Source organism: Rhodococcus sp. KRD175, assembly GCF_017168275.1.
Lineage (GTDB): Bacteria > Actinomycetota > Actinomycetes > Mycobacteriales > Mycobacteriaceae > Rhodococcoides > Rhodococcoides fascians.
In genome coordinates, this window is sequence record NZ_JABFAQ010000017.1 from 123,247 (window position 1) to 139,492 (window position 16,246).

15 protein-coding genes (1 of these 15 cut by a window edge) are annotated in these 16,246 nt (G+C 64.6%); 12 read left to right on the forward strand and 3 right to left on the reverse strand.

The features are described from left to right. Positions 1-14 precede the first annotated feature (14 nt). The gene (locus tag J1M81_RS23360; protein WP_032373800.1) at positions 15-509 is read right to left on the reverse strand and encodes a phage holin family protein; all 495 of its coding nucleotides are present in this window, start codon (positions 507-509) and stop codon (positions 15-17) included. A 267-nt stretch (positions 510-776) separates the two neighbouring features. On the opposite strand from J1M81_RS23360, the gene J1M81_RS23365 reads away from it, so the two are divergent. Next, a complete protein-coding gene (locus J1M81_RS23365) occupies positions 777-2,147 on the forward strand; it encodes an MFS transporter (RefSeq protein ID WP_027494486.1) in 1,371 nt (456 codons plus the stop codon). 64 nt (positions 2,148-2,211) lie between these two features. Here the strand turns inward: J1M81_RS23365 and acs are convergent, their stop codons facing one another. Beyond that, positions 2,212-4,155: an acetate--CoA ligase gene (acs, locus tag J1M81_RS23370; RefSeq protein WP_206498941.1), complete on the reverse strand. Its 1,944-nt coding sequence runs from the start codon at positions 4,153-4,155 to the stop codon at positions 2,212-2,214. 444 nt (positions 4,156-4,599) lie between these two features. Between acs and J1M81_RS23375 the strand changes: the two genes are divergently transcribed. The 5 genes from J1M81_RS23375 (at position 4,600) to J1M81_RS23395 (ending at position 10,677) form a co-directional block, all read left to right on the forward strand. Then, the gene (locus J1M81_RS23375; protein WP_032369306.1) at positions 4,600-6,222 is read left to right on the forward strand and encodes an ABC transporter substrate-binding protein; all 1,623 of its coding nucleotides are present in this window, start codon (positions 4,600-4,602) and stop codon (positions 6,220-6,222) included. Positions 6,223-6,369: 147 nt separating this feature from the next. Continuing rightward, complete coding sequence (locus J1M81_RS23380; RefSeq protein WP_032369307.1) at positions 6,370-7,293, forward strand: ABC transporter permease; 924 nt, start codon at positions 6,370-6,372, stop codon at positions 7,291-7,293. Next, positions 7,286-8,224 carry an ABC transporter permease gene (locus J1M81_RS23385; protein WP_032369308.1) on the forward strand — a complete coding sequence of 313 codons (939 nt, stop codon included), beginning with the start codon at positions 7,286-7,288 and terminating at the stop codon, positions 8,222-8,224. The genes J1M81_RS23380 and J1M81_RS23385 overlap by 8 nt, the downstream gene beginning before the upstream one ends. Before the next feature lies 1 nt (position 8,225). Further along, the gene (locus tag J1M81_RS23390) at positions 8,226-9,899 is read left to right on the forward strand and encodes an ABC transporter ATP-binding protein (RefSeq protein WP_032369309.1); all 1,674 of its coding nucleotides are present in this window, start codon (positions 8,226-8,228) and stop codon (positions 9,897-9,899) included. Positions 9,900-9,930: 31 nt separating this feature from the next. Next, positions 9,931-10,677, forward strand: a complete 747-nt coding sequence (locus J1M81_RS23395) for a hypothetical protein (protein WP_032364740.1) — start codon at positions 9,931-9,933, stop codon at positions 10,675-10,677. Positions 10,678-11,042: 365 nt separating this feature from the next. Here the strand turns inward: J1M81_RS23395 and J1M81_RS23400 are convergent, their stop codons facing one another. After that, positions 11,043-11,888, reverse strand: a complete 846-nt coding sequence (locus tag J1M81_RS23400) for an HAD-IB family hydrolase (protein WP_205914341.1) — start codon at positions 11,886-11,888, stop codon at positions 11,043-11,045. 335 nt (positions 11,889-12,223) lie between these two features. Here J1M81_RS23400 and ssd point away from each other — a divergent pair, with 335 nt between their 5' ends. The 6 genes from ssd to J1M81_RS23430 all read left to right on the forward strand — a co-directional run. Beyond that, positions 12,224-13,339, forward strand: a complete 1,116-nt coding sequence (gene ssd, locus J1M81_RS23405; RefSeq protein WP_081701518.1) for a septum site-determining protein Ssd — start codon at positions 12,224-12,226, stop codon at positions 13,337-13,339. Then, the gene (locus J1M81_RS23410; RefSeq protein WP_241258401.1) at positions 13,336-14,520 is read left to right on the forward strand and encodes a TadA family conjugal transfer-associated ATPase; all 1,185 of its coding nucleotides are present in this window, start codon (positions 13,336-13,338) and stop codon (positions 14,518-14,520) included. The genes ssd and J1M81_RS23410 overlap by 4 nt, the downstream gene beginning before the upstream one ends. Further along, complete coding sequence (locus J1M81_RS23415) at positions 14,517-15,296, forward strand: type II secretion system F family protein (RefSeq protein WP_206498943.1); 780 nt, start codon at positions 14,517-14,519, stop codon at positions 15,294-15,296. Before J1M81_RS23410 ends, J1M81_RS23415 begins: the two co-directional genes overlap by 4 nt. After that, entirely contained in the window at positions 15,293-15,865 is a 573-nt protein-coding gene (locus tag J1M81_RS23420; protein ID WP_206498944.1) for a type II secretion system F family protein, read from the forward strand. Before J1M81_RS23415 ends, J1M81_RS23420 begins: the two co-directional genes overlap by 4 nt. 63 nt (positions 15,866-15,928) lie before the next feature. Next, the gene (locus J1M81_RS23425; RefSeq protein WP_176456762.1) at positions 15,929-16,132 is read left to right on the forward strand and encodes a DUF4244 domain-containing protein; all 204 of its coding nucleotides are present in this window, start codon (positions 15,929-15,931) and stop codon (positions 16,130-16,132) included. 23 nt (positions 16,133-16,155) lie between these two features. Then, positions 16,156-16,246: the start of a TadE family type IV pilus minor pilin gene (locus J1M81_RS23430; RefSeq protein WP_032392769.1), read on the forward strand. 221 nt of this gene lie beyond the right edge of the window; only the first 91 of its 312 coding nucleotides appear in the window; it begins with the start codon at positions 16,156-16,158; its stop codon lies beyond the right edge, outside the window.

Consider the following 16,246-nt stretch of genomic DNA (forward strand, 5'->3'; position numbering starts at 1 on the left):
TCGCCGGGCGTCGTCTACTTCTTGTAGCCGGGGATTCCGGGAATGCTCTCGTGCTGGTTCGGCAGCACGGTCGACGCCTGCTTGAGGGAGTCGATGGTCTTCTCGGGCTTGCGCAGTTTCTTGACCCTGCGGTAGCCGAGGAACCCGAACAGGCCGGCAACCAGCACCATGAACACGAAGACGATGAGGAACGAGGCCCATCGATAGAGCCACACGTCGAGGAGCTCGGCGGCGAAGAAGAAGAAGAAGAACGAGCTGAACAGCAGCACCGTCAGCGCGACGATGAAGAAGACGCTGCCCTGCAGACCCTTCTTGACCTCGCCGGTGACCTCGGCCTTGGCGAGGGCCACCTCGGCACGCACGAGGGTCGAGACCTGAGTCGTGGCGTCCTTGACCAGGTTTCCGATGCTCGCGCTACCGGGTGTGCGGGCATCGACATCGGTGAGAGGTATCGACGAAATCGTGTTCGGGACGCCGTTGCCGTATCCCTTGTCATTGCTGACGCTCAACTCTCGACCCCTTGTAATCGCTGTGCTCGGTATTGCGGTGATCGCTCTGCTCGGTGTTGCGGAAGATCGTATCGACAGTAGTGCCTAAGTAGCAGATTATCTGTCCCGCGGCGGCCGAGCGACGCTCGGCCCGTCGTCGGTTACCTCTCCGCCCGTCGCGACAAACACGGGAATGTTGCACGAATCGGCAACGAACGGCCCGGGGGCGTGAAATTCTCAGGTGTTCATCAGGTAATTTTCAGGGAACTTTCCCCTTCAGGAGCACTCGTGAGTTCACCACACGCCGTCACGGACGACGGCGCAATTCCCGCACCTCAGGTGCCTCGGTCCCGAATCGTCATCGCCTCGATGGTCGGTACGTCCATCGAGTTCTTCGACTTCTATATCTATGCAACGGCCGCAGTGCTCGTCTTTCCCCGCCTGTTCTTCCCCGCAGGCAACGACACGACCGCGCTGCTGGCGTCGTTCGCGACGTTCGGTTTGGCGTTCGTCGCGCGGCCCATCGGCTCGATTCTGTTCGGCCACTTCGGTGATCGCATCGGACGCAAGGCCACCCTCGTCGGGTCCCTGCTGACGATGGGTGTCGCGACGTTCGCGATCGGCCTGCTGCCGACGTACGCCGCGGCGGGTCTGTGGGCACCGGCTCTGCTGGCGCTCATGCGCTTCACTCAGGGCGTCGGCCTCGGCGGCGAATGGAGTGGTGCGGCGTTGCTGGCCACCGAAACCGCGAAGCCGGGCAAGCGAGCCTGGGCGGCGATGTACCCGCAGCTGGGCGCGCCGATCGGCTTCTTCTTCGCCAACGGCATCTTCCTGCTCATCGTCATCGCGACCGGCTACGACTCCGCGAACTCCGGCACCGACCATGCGTTCCTCACGTGGGGCTGGCGCATCCCGTTCCTGCTCAGCGCGATCATGGTGATCATCGGCCTGTACGTCCGCCTCAAGCTCGAGGAGACGCCGGTGTTCAAGCTGGCAGTCGAGCGCGGCCAGAAGGTAAAGACCCCGTTGGCCCAGGTGTTCAAGACGAGCTGGCGTCAACTGATCATCGGCACGTTCGTCATGCTCGCCACGTACACGCTCTTCTACATCATGACGACGTGGGTGGTCAGTTACGGAACAGGCAAGGTGGCCGACGTCAACGGGCCCAAGCTCGCGATCCCGTACACGGACTTCCTGGAGCTCCAGCTCATCGCGGTGCTGTTCTTCGCGGCGCTGATCCCGGTTGCCGGGCTGCTCGCCGACAAGTACGGCCGCCGCCCCACGCTCATCGTCATCACCGCGGCGATCGTGCTGTTCGGTCTGTCGTTCCACTGGTTCGCCGACCCGTCGTCCGCGTCGGCAGGCAAGATGCTGGTGTTCATGTGCGTCGGCCTGGGACTGATGGGTCTGACGTTCGGGCCCATGAGTGCCGTTCTGCCGGAACTGTTTCCGACGAACGTGCGCTACACGGGCTCGGGAATCTCGTACAACACCGCGTCGATCCTCGGAGCTGCAGTGGCTCCGTTCATCGCAACCTGGCTGGTGAGTTCCTACGGCGTCGGCTGGGTGGGCGTCTATCTCGCCATCGCGGCTGCGCTGACCCTGATCTCGCTGATCATCATGAAGGAAACGCGAGACCAGTCGCTCGACAGCGTCTGAGCGGCTGCGCCGCATGTGAGTGGAACCTCGTAGTGGGCTACGAGGTTCCACTCACATGGGAGCGCTAGCGGCCCTTCTTGATCGCCTCGAACACCTTCGGGTCGACGAGGGTGGAGACGTCGCCGAGTTCGCGGCCCTCGGCCACGTCACGGAGCAGGCGGCGCATGATCTTGCCGGACCTGGTCTTCGGCAACTCCGGCACGATGGAGATTTCCCGTGGCCGGGCGATCGGCGAAATCTCCTTGGAAACCTGAGCTTTGAGTTCGGCGATCAATGCGTCGCCGGTGTTCTCCTCGCCGCCGCGCAGGATTACGAACGCGACGATGCCCTGACCGGTGGTCTCGTCGGCGGCACCGACGACGGCAGCCTCGGCGACACTGTGATGACTCACCAATGCCGACTCCACTTCCGACGTGGAGATGCGGTGGCCCGAGACGTTCATGACGTCGTCGACGCGGCCGAGGACCCACAGGGCGCCGTCCTCGTCGTACTTGGCACCGTCACCGGCGAAGTACCAGCCTTCCTCGGCGTAGCGGGACCAGTAGGTGTCCTTGTAGCGGTCCATGTCGCCCCAGATCCCGCGGAGCATCGCCGGCCACGGCTCGGAGAGAACGAGGTATCCGTTGCCGCCGTTGCCCAGTGGCTTGGCGTCGTCGTCGACGATCTTGGCCGAGATACCGGGCAGCGGAGTCATGGCCGAGCCGGGCTTGGTGGATGTGACGCCGGGGAGCGGAGAAATCATGATCGCGCCGGTCTCGGTCTGCCACCAGGTGTCGACGATCGGTGCGCTGCCGCCGCCGACGACGTCGCGGAACCAGCGCCACGCCTCGGGGTTGATGGGCTCGCCGACGGACCCGAGCAGGCGGATCGAGGACAGATCGTGAGCCTCGGGAATCTCCTTGCCCCACTTCATGAATGTACGAACTAGGGTGGGGGAGGTGTAGTAGATCGACACCTTGTACTTCTCGATGACGTTCCAGTGCCGATGCTCGTCGGGCGAATTGGGGGTGCCCTCGTAGACCACCTGCGTGGCGCGGTTGGAGAGCGGTCCGTAGACGATGTAGGAGTGCCCGGTGACCCAGCCGATGTCGGCGGTGCACCAGTAGACGTCCGTGCCGGCCTTGTGGTCGAAGACGTTGTGGTGGGTGTACGAGGTCTGCGTCAGGTAGCCGCCGGAGGTGTGGATGATGCCCTTGGGCTTACCCGTCGTACCCGAGGTGTAGAGGATGAACAGGGGGTGCTCGGCCGGGAACGGCTGCGCCTCATGCTCTTTCGACGCTTTCGCGACGGTCTCGTGCCACCACAGGTCGCGTCCCTCGGTCCAGGCGACGTCGGAGTCGGTGCGCTTGACGACCAGAACGTTCCGGATGGAGGCAGCTCCGTCCACGGCTTCGTCGACGGTGTCCTTGATGGGGGCGGGCTTGCCGCGTCGCCACTGGCCGTCGGTGGTGATGACGAGTTTGGCTTCGGCGTCGTCGATGCGCGAGCGCAGTGCGGTGGCGGAGAACCCGGCGAAGACGACCGAGTGGGTCAGGCCGAGGCGTGCACAGGCGAGGATCGAGACGATGGCCTCGGGGATCATCGGCATGTAGATCGCGACGCGGTCGCCGGAGACGAGGCCGAGTTCGGTCAGGGTGTTGGCGGCCTGGCTGACCTCGGCGAGCAGATCGGAGTAGGTGATGTCGCGGCTGTCGCCGGGTTCACCTTCCCAGTGGATGGCGACCTGGTCGCCGTGGCCGTCGAGGACGTGGCGGTCGACGCAGTTGTAGGCGACGTTGAGCTCGCCGTCGGCGAACCATTTCGCGACGGGGGCGTCGGACCAGTCGAGTACCTCGGTGAACGGGGTGTGCCAGTGCAGCCGGCGGGCTTGCTCCGCCCAGAAGGCGAGCCGGTCCTTCTCCGCGGCGGCGTACAGATCTGCCTGAGCGTTCGCCTGCGCCGCGAACTCGGCCGAGGGTGCGTAGGAGGCAACCGCGGTCTCGTCGCTGCCGGAGGTACTGGTCGTCATCTCGAATAGCTCTCTTTCGTCCGATGCTTTTCGCCCATGAAACGGCACTTACAGGCCGGTCTCGAGCCCCTAGTGAGGGTAGTCACATGTGATGGCGATCGCACCGTTGCAATCGGCTGCAACCCCTTGATCTGCGGTGATCGGTTGTTTCCGCACGATGGACGGTCATCGCCGTCGTCGACGGGAGGCTGTCTCGGCGGCTCTGCCCGCACTGTGAGAAATCGACTTGCCGAAACGTTTCGATCATGTTTCCGGCTTACTCGCCGGTCAACAAAACCCGGGGGAGTTCACATGTTCGTTTCAGGATGTGTCTAAAGTTCGTTCCATCAGATCGTTGGTACGGCTCACAGGCCGTGTCTTGCGGTCGCCCACGAATCCCCGGGCGTCGCGCCCGAGGAACTGAGCACGGACGACCCCGTGTTCACATCTGGATGGAGGATTTCCTTGCGTATCAAACGTGCCGCGGTAGTCACCACGGCTGTGCTGATGAGTGCGAGCTTGCTCGCCGCTTGTGGCGGTGGGGGCTCGAGCTCCGGCGGCAGTGCCGATGGGGTCTACAGCATCTACATCGGCGAGCCGGAGAACCCGCTGATTCCCGGTAACACCACCGAGAGCGAGGGCAGCCAGGTTCTCGAGGCGCTGTTCACTCCACTGGTGACGTTCAACGACGACGACAACAGCGTCGAGTACAACGGCGTTGCCGAGTCCGTCGAGTCCGAGGACAACACGACGTGGACCATCAAGCTCAAGGATGGCTGGACCTTCCACGACGGCACGCCGGTCACCGCCGAGTCCTACACCAAGGCGTGGAGCTACAACGCGCTCAGCACCAACGCATTCGGTGCGTCGTACTTCTTCGAGAACATCGAGGGCTACGCAGATCTGCAGGGCAGTGACACCGCAGAACCTGTTGCAACCGAATTGAGTGGACTGAACGTCGTCGACAACACGACCTTCACCGTCAAGCTCAACGGACCGTTCGCTATCTTCCCACTGACGCTGGGCTACACCGCATTCGATCCGCTGCCGGAGGCGTTCTACGCCGACCCCGACGCTTTCGGTGCTCGCCCGATCGGTAACGGCCCGTTCAAGGCCGACTCGGACTTCGTTCCGGGACAGGGATTCACCGTCACGAAGTACGACGACTACGCAGGTGACAACGCCGCCAAGTCCGCAGGCGTCAACTTCAAGGTCTACACCGAGCTGAACACCGGCTACAACGATGTTCAGGGCGGCGGACTCGACGTCATGCTCGATCTGCCCGAGGACGCGTGGGCCACTGCGCGGGATCAGTTCGGTGACCGGTACGGCGAGCGTGCACGTCCCGACATCACCTCTCTCGGGTTCCCGACGTACGATCCGCGCTTCCAGGATCCGAACGTGCGTAAGGCATTCTCGATGGCCATCGATCGTCAGGCCATCGCAACCGCTATCTTCACCGATACCCGTACTCCGGCAGGTTCTTTCGCCTCGCCCGTCGTGGACGGTTACCGCGAGGACGCTTGTGGTGCCAACTGCGAACTCAACCCCGACGAGGCCAACCGTCTGCTCGACGAGGCCGGGTTCGACCGCAGCCAGCCGGTGGACCTGTGGTTCAACGCAGGTGCGGGCCACGATTCGTGGATGACCGCGGTGGGCAACCAGCTGCGTGACAACCTGGGCGTGAACTACGCACTGCGCGGTGACCTCCAGTTCGCGCAGTACCTGCCGCTGCAGGACGCCAAGGGCATGACCGGCCCGTTCCGTTCGGGTTGGATCATGGATTACCCGTCGATCTACAACTTCCTGTCCCCGCTCTACTCGGCTGCGGCAACCCCGCCGGCCGGTAGCAACTACGTCTTCTTCAACGACCCGGCATTCGACGCCGCGTTGGCCGAGGGCAACAACGCGGAGGACATCGACGCTGCAGCGGCGGATTACCAGAAGGCCGAGGACATCCTGATCGACCAGATGCCCGCGACCCCGCTGTTCTACGGCCTGAACCAGGCCGTGTGGTCCGACCGCGTCTCCGACGTCAAGATCGACAACCGAGGCAACATCATCCTCGAAGACGTCGTAGTCAGCTGACGGCGCGCCCAGGTGGGTGGCAACCAGGCGTAATCGGTTGTCACCCACCGGGTCTCGTTCAACCGTGGGGCGTAACCGTCCCACACCGACCTGCGCCGGCAAGACCCGAGGCGCAGGTTCGTCCCTTGTTCAAGGAGAAGACACACAGTGGGTCGCTACATCACTCGCCGATTACTGCTGACGATTCCCGTCCTGATCGGCTCCTCGTTCTTGATCTTCGCGATGGTCTACGCGCTGCCGGGTGATCCCATCCGCGCCCTTGCTGGAGACCGTCCCCTCGCACCCGGCGTCGTCGCCCAGCTGCGAGACGAGTTCAACCTCGACGACAATCTGTTCGTCCAATACTTCAAGTACATCGCAGGCTTCTTCCAGGGCGACTTCGGAACCGACTTCTCCGGCCGTCCCGTCCTCGACACCATCGAGCGGGCACTTCCGGTGACGGTCCGGTTGACCATCGTCGCCGTCGTCATCGAGACCGTCATGGGTATCGCGGCAGGCGTGCTGGCCGCACTGAAGCGCGGATCTTTCTTCGACAACCTGGTGCTCATCTCGACGACGCTGCTGGTCTCGGTGCCCGTGTTCGTACTCGGCTTCATCGCGCAGTTCACGCTGGGGCTCAAGCTGGGTATCTTTCCCATCTCCGGCATCAACGACGGGTGGTCCAGTTACCTGCTTCCCGGCCTGGTGCTCGCGTCGCTGTCGATGGCCTACGTCGCTCGTCTGACGCGTACGTCGGTGGCCGAATCCATGGCTGCCGATTACATCCGCACCGCCAAGTCCAAGGGAATCAGCAACCGTCGCATCATCGTTCGCCATGCACTGCGGAATTCGCTCATTCCTGTGGTCACCTTCATCGGTGCCGATGTCGGCGGATTGCTCGGCGGTGCGATCGTGACCGAGACGGTGTTCAACCTCCCCGGGCTCGGTCGCGCGATCTACGACGGGCTGGCTCGCCAGGAGGGGGCCGTCGTCGTCGGCATCGTGACGCTCTTCGTGTTCTTCTACATCTTCTTCAACCTCGTGGTGGATGTTCTCTACGCGGTACTCGATCCAAGGATTCGTTATGAATAAGGAAGATTCGAGCGCAGCTCGCCACCTCGCTGAGGAGGGTCAGCCCGGAAATGTCGCCACCGGGGAGGCCGTCGATCTTGTCGGTCAGGCAAGCCTCTGGGGTAACGCGTGGAAGTTCTTGCGTAAGAGCCCGTTCTTCATCATCGGCACGTTCCTGCTGCTGGTGCTGTTGGTCATGGCGGTGTTCCCGCAACTGTTCGCCCGCGGCATCGACCCGCGAGTGTGTTCGCTGTCGAATTCCGGTCAAAAACCCAGTGCAGCACACTGGTTCGGCACCGACATCCAGGGCTGCGACTACTACGCCAACGTCATCTACGGTGCGCGGATCTCGCTGTCCATCGGTGTGCTCTCGGTGATCGGCGTGCTGATCATCGGCGTTCTGATCGGTGCTCTCGCCGGCTACTTCGGCGGTGCGATCGACAGCGTCCTGGCGCGCTTCACGGACGTGTTCTTCGGAATTCCGCTGCTGCTCGGTGCCCTGATCCTGCTCACCGTCACCGCCCAGCGCACGATCTTCACCGTGTCGTTGGCCCTGGTGGCCTTCGGTTGGATGACGGCGATGCGCCTGGTGCGATCGTCGGTGATCTCGATCAAGAACAGTGAATACGTCCAGGCGGCACAGGCATTGGGAGCGTCGACCTACCGCATTCTGGTGCGACACATCCTTCCCAACGCGCTGGCTCCGGTGATCATCTACGCCACCATCTCGGTGGGTACGTTCATCGCGGCCGAGGCGACGCTGACGTTCCTCGGAATCGGATTGCAGGCGCCCGAGATCTCCTGGGGCCTACAGATCAACCTCGGTCAGGCTAGGTTCCTCACGTCGCCGCACCTGGTGCTGTTCCCGGCCGCGTTCCTCTCGGTCACGGTGCTCGCATTCATCATGCTCGGCGACGCACTCCGTGACGCACTCGATCCGAAACGGAACTGACATGAGTATTGAGAAGGACACGGTCCTGACCGTCACCGATCTGACGGTCGAGTTCGAGGTCGAAAAGGTGTGGCGCAAGGCCGTCGACACCGTTTCGTTCACGGTCGCCGCAGGCGAAGTTCTCGCCATCGTCGGTGAGTCCGGATCGGGTAAGTCGACGACGGCGATGGCCATTCCCGGTCTGCTGGCGGATAATTCGCGGGTGTCGGGCAGCATCGTGCTGGGCGAGAAAGAACTGGTCGGGCTGCCCGAGAAGCAGCTCGCACCCATCCGCGGCAAGAACGTCGCGGTGATTTTCCAGGAGCCCATGACGGCGCTCAATCCGGTCTACTCGATCGGCTGGCAGATCACCGAGGCCATCCGGGCGCACACTTCTTTGTCGAAGAAGGAAGCGAAGGCACGGGCCGTCGAGCTCCTCAAGCTTGTCGAGATGCCTGATCCGGAGACTCGGGTGGACTACTACCCGCACCAGCTCTCCGGTGGTCAGCGTCAGCGCGCCATGATCGCACAGGCGCTGTCCTCGGATCCGTCGCTACTGATAGCGGACGAGCCGACCACGGCCCTGGACGTCACGGTGCAGGCCGAGATTCTCGACCTGATGCGCGATCTCCGGAACCGCATCGACGCGTCGATCGTGTTGATCACCCACGACATGGGTGTGGTGGCCGACATGGCCGACCGCATCGCGGTGATGAAGGACGGCGTCATCGTCGAAACCGATGCGGCGCAAACAATATTCAAGAACGCGTCGCATCCGTACACACAGCAGTTGCTCGCGTCGGTTCCGCACCTCGGCAGCAGCATCGAGTCCGTGGCCGCGGGGACCGTCGCCGCACCGAAGGCGGCCGAGGACACTCGCGCACTGAGCATCGTCGACGGTGTCATCGAGTACCCGGGCCGTACCGTGTTCCGGGCTGTCGACGGCGTCAGCCTCGATATCGAGATGGGTGAGGTCGTCGGTCTGGTCGGTGAATCCGGCTCGGGTAAGTCCACGATCGGCAAGGCCGTGGTGGGGCTCAACAAGCTCACCGGCGGCTCGTTGTCGATCGGTGGTGTCGATATCACGAACATGTCGAATCGCGAACTGCGGTCGGTGCGCAGCAAGGTCGGCATCGTGTTTCAGGACCCGGGTTCTTCGCTGAACCCACGCTGGCCGATTGGACAGTCGATCGCCGAACCGATGCTGTTGCACACCGAGCACAGTGCGGCAGATCGAAATCGAAAGGTCGAGGAGCTTCTCGACCGGGTCCACCTGTCGCGGACCATGCGTAACCGCTATCCGCACCAGCTGTCCGGCGGTCAGCGTCAGCGAGTCGGTATCGCGCGGGCGCTCGCCTTGGAGCCGACGTTGCTGGTGGCCGACGAACCGACGTCGGCACTCGATGTATCGGTGCAGGCGAAGGTACTCGAGCTGTTCAAAGAGCTGCAGCGTGAGTACGGGTTCGCGTGCTTGTTCATCAGTCACGACCTCGCTGTCGTGGAGGTGCTGGCCAAGCGCATCGCGGTGCTGAACAAGGGCAAGTTGGCCGAGTTCGGTACGACGGACCAGATTCTGCGTCGTCCGACCAACGAATACACCAAGCGGCTGCTCGCAGCCGTCCCGGTGCCCGACCCGGCCGAACAGGCCAAGCGTCGTCAGGCCCGCGCCGAGTTGTTGGCGGCAGGGGCGAAGTAGAGCGTGAGGTGAGGGGGTACCGTCGTCTGTCGTGACGGACCCCCTCGCCCCGCTGCTGGAATTGCCCGGAGTTGTCGATTCCGCCGAACGGGCACGCGATGCCCTCGGTGCCGTGCATCGGCACAAGGCCAATCGTCGTGGGTGGCCGGCGACCGCGGCCGAGGCCGCTGTTCGGGCGGCTCGTTCGTCCTCTGCGCTGGAGGGCGGTTCGATGGATTTCCCTCGCGAAGGCGAGGAGGGCGACCCGATTCTGGCGGGTGCGCTGCGAGTGGCCGCTGCTCTCGACGGTGACGCCCTGCAGAACACGTTGTCGACGTGGAAGCGCGCCCCACTGCAGACGCTGGCCCGCCTACATCTGTTGGCCGCCGCGGATCTCGTCGACGACGCTTCCTCGCTCGGTCGGCCGCGCACGGACGCGGGCATCGGCGAGCGGCTCGATCTGCTTGCGCAGTTGGTGACGGGTGGAACTTCCGCGCCGGCTCCGGTGATCGCGGCAGTCGTGCACGGTGAACTGTTGACGCTGCGGCCTTTCGGAACTGCCGACGGCATCGTGGCGCGTGCTGCATCGAGGTTGGTGGCCGCATCGTCGGGATTCGATCCGCACAACCTGGGCGTGCCCGAGGTGAGCTGGATGCGTCGAGCGAACGCGTACCGGGATGGAGCCGCCGGGTTCGCCGAGGGTACGGCGACGGGAGTCGGCAGTTGGGTGATCCTCTGCCTAGGAGCATTCGAAGCTGGTGCGGCAGAAGCGACTTCGATTGCCGAAGCTGCACAGTAGGAGTTGTGCACACGTAAAAGGGCGGCGATGCCGACTTGCGTCGACGTCGCCGCCCGTTAGCACGGAGCGCCTGGTTACCAAGCGTGCACAGGTGGGCTGTGATGGACTACCACGTGGCCTCGGCGAGAACTCGACGGTGATGAGGTCATCCCTGCAACCGGTGCAGGGTTCTTGCTGATCACCCACGAATATCGCAGGCCCACAGCGCTTCTGCCATTAGGTGGCAAGCTCCGCGTGGGTGCCGGTGTCCGTGCTGGGAATCGCGGTCGGGAGAAGCGAACCTTCTCTTCCGGTTCGTTCTTGGCCTTCCGTTCTTCCGTACGTCATTTGTACCCCGTGACGCCGCTCACATCAAGGGTTTGGGCTCATCGTTTTCTGCGGAGTAGTCCGTAGGTGATCGCGCCGGCCGCTATTGCGCTGAAACCTGCTGCAGCACTGGCTACTACGGTCTTCCCGGACGGATTCGGAATGCGGGAGCGCAGCGAAACGGGGTTCGAGAATGTCAGAATCGGCCAGCCGAGGGACGAGGCCTCTTTGCGGAGCGCGCGGTCTGGATTGACGGCGGTGGGGTGCCCGACCGCCCGCAGCATCGGCACGTCGGTGATCGAATCCGAGTAGGCGTAGCTCTTGGACAGGTCGTAATCATGTTGTGCCGCCAGGGACTTCATGGCGTCGACCTTGCCCTCGCCGTAGCAGTAGAAGTCGACCTCGCCGATGTACTTGCCGTCGACAGTCACCATCGTCGTGGCCATGCTGTGGTCGGCACCCAGCAGTTCGGCGATGGGATGCACGATCTCGTCGCCCGACGCTGAGACGACCACCACGTCGTGTCCGCGGAGCTTGTGGTCCGCGATCAGATCGGCCGCTTCGGCGAAGACGAGGGGATCGACGATGTCGTGCAGGGTTTCGGCCACCACTGCTCGCACCTGTTCGACGTCCCACCCGGCGGTCATACCGGCGATGTGTGCGCGCATGCGTTCCATCTGGTCGTGATCGGCACCGGAGAGCAGGAACAAGAACTGCGCATAGCTGCTCTTGAGTACCGCTCGCCGGTTGATCAGACCTTGGTCGAAGAACGGCTTGCTGAAGGCCAGAGTGCTGGACTTCGCGATGATCGTTTTGTCGAGGTCGAAGAAGGCGGCGACGCGCGCTGCGCGTCGGCCGGCGGGGGCGTCGTCGGTGTCTGCGCTGAGGGTCACGATTGTCACCATAGTGGCCGGTGGTGACCGGTGGATGTCGCGCAACTTCTCTTCTCGACTCGCTCCGAACATGTCCACAAATTGAGACGGTTGAACTTGCAAACAAGGACGTCCACGGGTGTAGTATTTTCCACGAGCCCGGTTCATTCCGGGCGGTGTTCAGCCCGACCCCCCGGGGCTGAACCAGACGACCCTCGCCTCCTCCCCCCCTGGCGAGGGTCGTCCTCTTTTTCGGGGTAGGCCGAAAACTGGTACCGCGGTACCGGTATTCATCCACAGGGGCCGATCTATCCACATTTCCCCAAGTCGCGCGCCGCGCGAGCGGATTCTCGCGCACGCTTGGGTCCATGAAAACGGATCCGATTTCACGGCGGACGAATGCGAACGCGTCGATGTCGATCGACCATCACGGACTGCGTCAGGACGTGTATCGAATCGCCGCAGCCGCGGATTGTGTTGTGGAAGAGCAGAACTTACTGGTCGGTATCGGATCGGCGCGCCCGATTTGGGAATTCCAAGGAATTATTTTGATCGATTTTTCTTCTGCCGAGTCGGCGCTCGCAGGCGGATTTCCGCGGCGGCCCGGCGTCGTTCTGGTCACGGCCGCCTCGCCGACACTCGACGATTGGCGGACGGCCACAGCGCTCGGTGCCGAACACGTCGTCTCGTTACCCTCGGACGAGGACACGCTCGTTCGCATCCTCGGTGAACCCGTCGCCACATCGCCGGGCGGCGGTGGCGTCATCGTGGTCGTCGGTGCCCGCGGAGGTGCGGGTGCCTCCACGTTTGCGGCGGCGCTGGGCCTGTGCAGCAGTCGCACGGGGCAACGCACACTCATGGTCGAAGCCGACCGGTACGGCAGCGGCCTCGATCTGCTGCTCGGCTGGGAGAACGCCCCAGGTTTGCGATGGTCCGGCCTCGTCGTCGAGGGCGGGCGAGTATCCGGCGACGCACTCCACGGCGCGCTGCCGTCGAAGAACGGATTGTCGGTGCTGGCACTCGGGCGAACCGACGACCGGCGAACCGGACTCTCGGCCGTTTCCGCGGCGGCTGTGCTCGACGCAGGGCGCGCTGGAGGCGATCTCGTGGTGTGCGACGCCCCGCGCCACTCCGATGACCTCTCGGACGCCCTGTACGCCGCGGCCGACCTCGTCGTACTGGTGCTGCCTGCGGAATTGCGGGCCGTGACGTCGGCAGAAGCAGTAGCGGACGAGATCTCGAGTCGAAATGCGAACGTCGGATTGGTCGTTCGTGGCCCCGCCCCCGGGGGACTGCGGGCCGCGGACATCGCGGCCGCCCTCGACCTGTCGCTGCTGACGTCGATGCGGGCCGAGCCTGGATTGGCCGAGCGTCTCGAGCGTGGCGGGCTTGCTCTCGGCCGCCGGTCACCGCTGGCGGCGGCGGCAACCGTGGTACTGGATACGTTCGCGCACAAGCCCGGTGGTCAGCGGTGGGCCGCATGAGCGCAGTCGTCACCGCCGATCTGCTCGACCGCGTACGAGATCGGCTGGCTGCCTCGGCGCAGTCTCCAATGCCGGCGACCGTTGCCGCGGCCATCCGCACCGAGGCAGGGGGAGTCATCGGTGACACCGATATGCTTGCGGCACTGCGTATTCTGCAGACCGAGCTCACCGGCGCAGGCCCGTTGGAGCCGCTTCTGTCCGAGCCAGGGGTGACCGATGTTCTGGTTACGGCGCCGGATCAGGTGTGGATCGATCGCGGTAGAGGACTGGAACGCACCGGAGTTCAGTTCGTCGACGAAGCCGCGGTCAGGCGGCTGGCGCAGCGGCTCGCGCTCTCGGCCGGTCGGCGATTGGACGATGCGCAGCCGTGGGTCGACGGCCGATTACCCGGCGTCGGACAGGGAGCGTTCGGGGTCCGTCTGCACGCGGTGCTGGCACCGGTGGCGAGCGGTGGAACCTGCCTGTCGTTGCGAGTGCTCCGCCCTGCTACCCAGGGGCTCGCCGCGCTCCGGGCGTCCGGTGCGGTGACCGAGGAGGGCTACGATCTGCTCGCGCGGATTGTGCTCGCGCGCTTGGCGTTTCTGGTCGTCGGAGGTACCGGCGCTGGAAAGACTACGCTTCTGGCTGCTCTGCTGGGCGAGGTCGACCCGGCCGAACGAATCGTCTGCGTGGAGGACGCGGCCGAGTTGGCACCGGCTCATCCTCATGTGGTGCGTCTGGTGGCCCGTGCTCCGAACGTCGAAGGTGTGGGCGAGGTGTCGGTTCGGCAATTGGTTCGCCAGGCACTGCGGATGCGACCCGATCGGCTCGTCGTCGGTGAGGTGCGCGGGGCCGAGGTGATCGACCTGATGACGGCTCTCAACACCGGGCACGACGGCGGTGCCGGAACTATTCACGCCAATTCGCCCTCGGAAGTCCCCGCTCGCCTCGAAGCCCTTGCCGCACTGGGCGGAATGGGTCGCGACGCCTTGCACAGTCAACTCGCGGCGGCCGTCCAGGTCGTCCTGCACGTCCACCGGAGCGCCGACGGTACGCGGCGATTGCGGGAGATCGGATTGGTGGAGGTGGATTCGACGGGTCGTGTTCATATCGTGCCGGCGTGGTCCGCTGATTCCGACGCCGTGCCCGGTCAGCGCGGGCTGCACGAACTGCTCGCTCGGCGCTGTGGCGAGATGCGATGACGGCGGCACTGTGTGTCCTGGCCGCTGCATTCATGCTGTGGCCCAGCCGCTCTCGCCGACTACCGCGCAGCGGTCGAAGTGCCGTCGGGGTTCCTGGGTGGGCGTTCCCTGTGGCTGTAGCGTCGGTGTTGGCCGTGGGCATGTTCTGGATCGGCGGTCCGTGGGGCGCGGCGGCTCTGTTCGTGGCGGCCGGTACCGGATGGTACCGACATGGCCGTCGCACCGTACGCGCCCGTCGGACGGCCGAATTGGATTGGTTGGCAACCGGAGTCGAAGTGGTCATCGGTGAACTGCGGGTCGGTGCGCACCCGGCGACGGCCGGCGAGGTGGCTGCCGACGAGTGCGGCGGGATCGCCTCGGAGGCGCTGCGCGGTGCTGCGTCCAGATCGCGGCTCGGTGGACGCGCTGCCGACGGGATAGCCGCGTCGGATGCGCTGTTGAACCCCGAACTGGACCGCTTGGCCGCGGCATGGCGGGTGGCCGACGAACACGGCCTCGCACTCGCCGAGTTGCTCGACGCCGTGCGCGAGGATCTGCTCGGACGTCGGCGATTCCGGGAACGAACCGAGGCGTCGCTCGCAGGGGCCCGCGCTACTGCATTGGTGTTGGCTGGACTGCCCGTCCTCGGGGTCGCGCTCGGGCAACTGATGGGGGCAGATCCGCTGCGCATACTGCTGGGCGGCGGATTGGGCGGAATTCTGCTCCTCATCGGCACCGCTCTCGGCTGCGCAGGTCTGCTGTGGACCGATGCGATCACCGGCAAGGTGACGACATGACGTGGGCGATCACGCTCTGTCTGGCAATGGCTTTGGTCGTCGTCCCCGCTGCCCGTGGCGGTTTGGCGCGAGTAGAGGTTGCAGGGCTTTCGACGGCAGAAGCCGTCGACGACTCCGGACCCGATCCGCTCGCCGTGGCGACGACCTTCGACCTTCTCGCAGCGTGTCTGCGTTCCGGACTCCCGATCTCGACTGCCGCGGCGGCCGCAGCCCACTCCGCTCCGCCCGCATTCGGTGTCGCTCTACGCAAGGCTGCCGATCTGCTCGAGCTGGGGGCCGATGCAGCGACGGCGTGGGATGCAGTGGCAAAGGATCCGGAGACCGAGGCGCTGGCACGGATGGCGCGACGATCCGCCCGGGCCGGGTCGTCCATGGCGTCGGCGATGACGGAACTGGCTGCCACCCAACGAACTCGGGCCGAGGACGCGTCGGCGGCTGCGGCCGAACGGGCCGGTGTGCTGATCAGCGGACCGCTGGGTCTGTGTTTTCTGCCCGCCTTCATTTGCCTGGGCATCGTCCCCGTGGTGATCGGCCTTGCGGGCAATGTTCTGGGCGGCGGTCTGATGTGACCGCCGAACAACGAATCGTCCGGTGCGGACACGCCGCGCCGGAATACTGGGAGGGGAAGCGTCATGATGGGAAATGCACTGCAGGAGATCAAGACTCGAATCGCATTGTTCGGTGTGGAGGACGACGGTATGTCGACCGCGGAGTACGCAATCGGCACCATCGCCGCCGCGGCATTCGGCGCGGTGCTCTACACGGTGGTGACCGGGGACAGCATTGTGACCGCGCTGACGGGGATCATCGATCGAGCGCTCAACACAGCCGTCTGATTCCGGGCGGTGAGGACGGGGCTGTGACGGTGGAGGCGGCGATCGCCGTCGCGTCCATCGTCGCAGTGATCGTGGTGTGCATCGGTGCGATCGTGTCGGTGACGATGCACATCG